This is a genomic window from Martelella sp. (assembly GCF_984369615.1).
The window spans coordinates 1-4,009 of record NZ_CFHTCS010000378.1; the positions used below are offsets into that span (position 1 = coordinate 1).

Consider the following 4,009-nt stretch of genomic DNA (forward strand, 5'->3'; position numbering starts at 1 on the left):
AACCCCTCTTTCCAGAATGAAAATCTGGCGTCCTAACCGATAGACGAAGGGCGCGTGCGTTCGCTGGGCGCCCTTATAATCAGGCAACAGAATTGCTGCAAGCGTAAAACAGCGATTTCTTCAAAAAAACGACATGTTGAAACAGATCGTTCGGGCTTGGGTGTAACCGCTTGATTTTAATGGCAAGATACCGCGCGGTCCGGCGCGGCATAAAGGCCCGTCACCAGCTGCCCGTGTTCGGCATCGACGCCCAGGGCTCTTTCGGCTCCAGCGGATCGCCTTCCTGCAGGATCTCGATCGAGATGCCGTCGGGCGAGCGGACGAAGGCCATGTTGCCGTCGCGCGGCGGCCGGTTGATGACCACGCCCGCATCCGACAGCTTCTGGCAGAAATCGTAGATGTTTTCGACGCGATAGGCGAGGTGACCGAAATTGCGGCCGCCGTCATATTCTTCCGGATCCCAGTTGTAGGTCAGCTCCAGCTTCGGCACGTGTTCGCCGTCGCCGTTTTCGAGGTCCTTCGGCGCGGCGAGGAAGATCAGCGTGAAGCGACCCTTGTCGTTGTCGATCCGGCGCACTTCCTTGAGGCCCATCAGGTCGCGGTAGAAGCGCAGCGAGGCATCGATATCCGTAATGCGGACCATGGTGTGGAGGTAATGCATATTCTCTTCCCTGTTGTGTGTTCGGCTGTGAGCTATTCGATGGGGACGGGACCCGTATGGACGCGTTTTGCGTTTAGAACTTGCGGGAACCCTCAGTATGAATGTTATTCTTATGACAAGAATCAGTTAATTCGCAGCCGGGTTTTTTCAAGGAGCGGGGCGGTATGGCCGGAAGGTCTGAGGCAGAACGATACTCGGCCGGAGAAGAGGCGGGCACGGAAACGGGCGAACTGCTGGAGGTCACCGGGTTTGTGAAATGGTTCGACGTCGGCAAGGGCTTCGGCTTTGTCGTGCCCGACAACGGCATGGAGGATATTCTCCTGCACGTAACCTGCCTGAGGCGGGACGGCTACCAGACAATCCTTGAAGGCACCCGCGTCGTGGCGCTGGTGCAGAAGCGCGAACGCGGCCTGCAGGCTTTCCGCATCCTGTCCATGGACCAGTCGACCGCGGTTCACCCCTCGCAGCTGCCGCCGGTCAAGACCCATGTTCAGGTCGAGCCGTCGAGCGGGCTCGAGCGGGTCCTGGTCAAGTGGTTCAATCGCGAGAAGGGGTTTGGTTTCCTGACCCGCGGCGAGGGGACGCAGGATATTTTCGTGCATATGGAAACACTGAGGCGCTACGGCATTACCGAGCTTGTGCCCGGCCAGAGTGTGCTGGTGCGCTTCGGCGAGGGGCCGAAGGGCCTGATGGCGGCCGAAGTCCACCCCGACATGCCGACGGCCAACCGGCGCACGCATTGAGGCCGCGCCGGCCGCTCTCGGCGCCGGCTGCCGGCGGCATTGAAACGAACGCCTCGCAATCCGGCCTTCCGCCCGTGCCAATATTGCCCTCGCGGAAGGACAGCAAGGGTCCTCGAACCTGGCGGTATCGACGCTCGATCGGAAAGGATATGGGATGAAACGCGGTCTCGGCAACAGGGCGCTCGCCGCCCTGATCGGGCTTGTCGCAATGCTGGCGGCGGGCATGGCGTCGGCAGAGGACGACGTCGTCCTGTTTCCTGTCTCGCAGTTGACGCTCCACACGGAAACCGGGGATTTTCCGCTTGTCGTCGAGGTCGCCAGCGACCCGCGGCAGCGGCAGCGCGGGCTGATGTATCGCACCGAACTTGGCGCGGATCGCGGCATGATCTTCGATTTCGGCCAGACGCGTCCGGCCTCGATGTGGATGGCCAACACGCTGATCCCGCTCGATATGGTCTTCATCCGGGCCGACGGCACGGTCTCGGGCTTTCACGAGAACGCCGTACCAGGGTCGAAGGCGGTCATCAGCTCATCGGAGCCCGTGCGCTACGTACTGGAGATCGGCGGCGGCAAAGCGGAAAGCTACGGCCTCAAGCCGGGCGACCGCGTCAGCGGCCCTGCGCTTTCCTATTAGAGCATCGGGCGAAAAGTGGAATCCGGTTTTCGACAGCCCGACGCGACATAGGGAAGAGACAAGCGGATCCTGCGCTTCACGTAAGGCGCAGGGCGATCCCGGCGGAGCGTTGGCAAAAGCCATTTTCCTGTTGCGGCGATGGTGCCTTCGGTGTATCCGGGCCGCAGTCGGAGTGTAGCGCAGCCTGGTAGCGCATCTGGTTTGGGACCAGAGGGTCGGGAGTTCGAATCTCTCCACTCCGACCATTCAACCAATTAAAATCATTGTTATTTTTCTGGTCCCGCGATGACGCGGAGCTTACCTTGTGAGTGCATTGTGGGTGCTGACAGTCTCTTGTGGGTGTGATTCTGCAGTTTCTGGAGGATCATTTCGGTGGCGCGCATCGGCTCTTCGAGATAGTCGGGATCGAATTTTTCATACCAGTCTGTCGTTCCGGAGCCTTCTGCAACGACGTGACCGAGCCATTTGGACCGTTGCTCGCGTGAGACCTCGATGCCAGCGCGGCGCATATTGGTCGCGATGAAGTGGCGCAGCGTGTAGCAGATCATTGCCGGCATGTTGAGAGGGGCAAGCTGGCGTCCGTCCGGGTCTTTCGGCGCGGGGTCCTTGCCCATCGCGTTCAGTCGCTTCTCGACCGTATCCTGATACTGGCGAATGGGTCTGTCGTCTGCCCAGTGATCCGGCCATGCCGCGAGGCCGGTCGTCAGCCGGATGATCGGGCGGCGTTTTTTTGTCTGGCGACGGCCGGGCGGGTTGAGATCTATGGTGCCGCTGTTGAAGTCTACCTGACCCTCCACGCGCAGATCGAAGAACGCCTCGTTTCTTGCTGCCGTATTGAGCGCAATCACCACATAGCGGAAATCATCCTCATGCGCGATTCGGTCGATCCATCGACCGAGCTCTTCAAATGTTGGGATATAGTCGCGCGGTCGCGACATCTCGCCTCCGACGTGATCGGCGATTTCGGATTGATTGCAGAAGATCGGGGTCGCTGATGTCAGCAGCTGCACTTCCTGCTTTTCATCACCGACTGCTACGATCTGTGGCACGGCGGCGAAATTGACGGCAGCGCGCACCGAAATCATGTATGTGGTGATCGCCTTCGGGCTCAGTCCGTGCTCAGTACTCATCCACGTCCACATGCGCTGCTGATTGAGCCGTGTCAGGTGGCCGACCATCGGGTGCGGACTGAAGGTTTCGGCGGCCTCGAGTGCCAGTTCCGCCGCACGTCTTGCGGCGCTGGCCGCGCGTGGCCCCTTTGGCTCGGCCCTATGGAACTGACGAGAGCGGGTTACCTCGGTGACCCGCTCTTTGTCGTTGGGGCAGGGGGCAGGCAAACGGCGGGTCCTTCCTACAGTCCCTTGCCCTGCGGGTATTTGGCACCGCGCGGGTTGCCCAGTCTGAGGCTAAATTCGAAGCCTAAAGTCGGAGCTAAACTAAAGAATGGGTGTTTTTGGCTCAACATTGGAGGAAATTGGCGTTAGCGGGCATTGTCCGGGGGGCGAGGAACGTAGATGTCAAAGGCCTATTTTGTTCATTCTGTGCCGGGCGCGGATCATTCCGGCTGGCAGGCGCTCGGGGATCATCCTTTCGCCATTGCATCGCTGGCGGACGAAATGGGTCGTCCGCTGGGGATAGGGCAGGCCTGTTTCGCGGCGGGTCTGTTTCATGATGCGGGATATTCCATGAAGTCTTGCAGGCACAGGCTATCGAACTCTGCGTTCCTTCCGGCCGGAGCCGCAAAGTCCTATTTCCTTGCGATAAACTGACTGCCTCAAAAAGCTGTGCTGGCGCGAATACCGTTTGTTCGCTCCCATCGGAGCGAGCTTCGTAAAGTTCGTCATCTGAGGATGATATATCGCATTGTCATAGTCTTTTCGACGGCTAGGATAGGACGTGTGCCACGTGAAGCGTCACGCCGAAATGGGGGATGGCAGAGTGCGGACAGGTTTGGGTAAATGGGTTGCGATC

Annotated in this window: 5 protein-coding genes and 1 tRNA gene; 4 read left to right on the forward strand and 2 right to left on the reverse strand. The window is 59.7% G+C overall.

What is annotated here, in order from left to right:
• Positions 1-220 precede the first annotated feature (220 nt).
• Positions 221-661 (reverse strand): VOC family protein, encoded by a 441-nt coding sequence (locus AC5DC2_RS20550; protein WP_024707103.1) that lies wholly within the window; start codon positions 659-661, stop codon positions 221-223.
• 164 nt (positions 662-825) lie between these two features.
• On the opposite strand from AC5DC2_RS20550, the gene AC5DC2_RS20555 reads away from it, so the two are divergent.
• The 3 genes from AC5DC2_RS20555 to AC5DC2_RS20565 all read left to right on the forward strand — a co-directional run bounded on the left by AC5DC2_RS20555 (position 826) and on the right by AC5DC2_RS20565 (position 2,283).
• On the forward strand, positions 826-1,404 hold the full coding sequence (locus AC5DC2_RS20555; protein WP_024707104.1) for a cold-shock protein: 579 nt from the start codon (positions 826-828) through the stop codon (positions 1,402-1,404).
• 154 nt (positions 1,405-1,558) lie between these two features.
• Complete coding sequence (locus AC5DC2_RS20560) at positions 1,559-2,038, forward strand: DUF192 domain-containing protein (protein ID WP_024707105.1); 480 nt, start codon at positions 1,559-1,561, stop codon at positions 2,036-2,038.
• A 168-nt stretch (positions 2,039-2,206) separates the two neighbouring features.
• A tRNA-Pro gene (locus AC5DC2_RS20565) sits at positions 2,207-2,283 on the forward strand.
• A gap of 21 nt (positions 2,284-2,304) precedes the next feature.
• Here the strand turns inward: AC5DC2_RS20565 and AC5DC2_RS20570 are convergent.
• Positions 2,305-3,375 (reverse strand): site-specific integrase, encoded by a 1,071-nt coding sequence (locus AC5DC2_RS20570; protein ID WP_491699830.1) that lies wholly within the window; start codon positions 3,373-3,375, stop codon positions 2,305-2,307.
• Between the two features lie 177 nt (positions 3,376-3,552).
• On the opposite strand from AC5DC2_RS20570, the gene AC5DC2_RS20575 reads away from it, so the two are divergent.
• Positions 3,553-3,807: a hypothetical protein gene (locus AC5DC2_RS20575; RefSeq protein WP_491699831.1), complete on the forward strand. Its 255-nt coding sequence runs from the start codon at positions 3,553-3,555 to the stop codon at positions 3,805-3,807.
• Positions 3,808-4,009: the final 202 nt, after the last annotated feature.

Bases quoted from the DNA above. Each gene is read 5' to 3' on its own strand.
- AC5DC2_RS20575 (WP_491699831.1), top strand. From the start codon at position 3,553: ATGTCAAAGGCCTATTTTGTTCATTCTGTGCCGGGCGCGGATCATTCC.
- AC5DC2_RS20555 (WP_024707104.1), top strand. From the start codon at position 826: ATGGCCGGAAGGTCTGAGGCAGAACGATACTCGGCCGGAGAAGAGGCG.
- AC5DC2_RS20560 (WP_024707105.1), top strand. From the start codon at position 1,559: ATGAAACGCGGTCTCGGCAACAGGGCGCTCGCCGCCCTGATCGGGCTT.
- AC5DC2_RS20550 (WP_024707103.1), bottom strand. From the start codon at position 661: ATGCATTACCTCCACACCATGGTCCGCATTACGGATATCGATGCCTCG.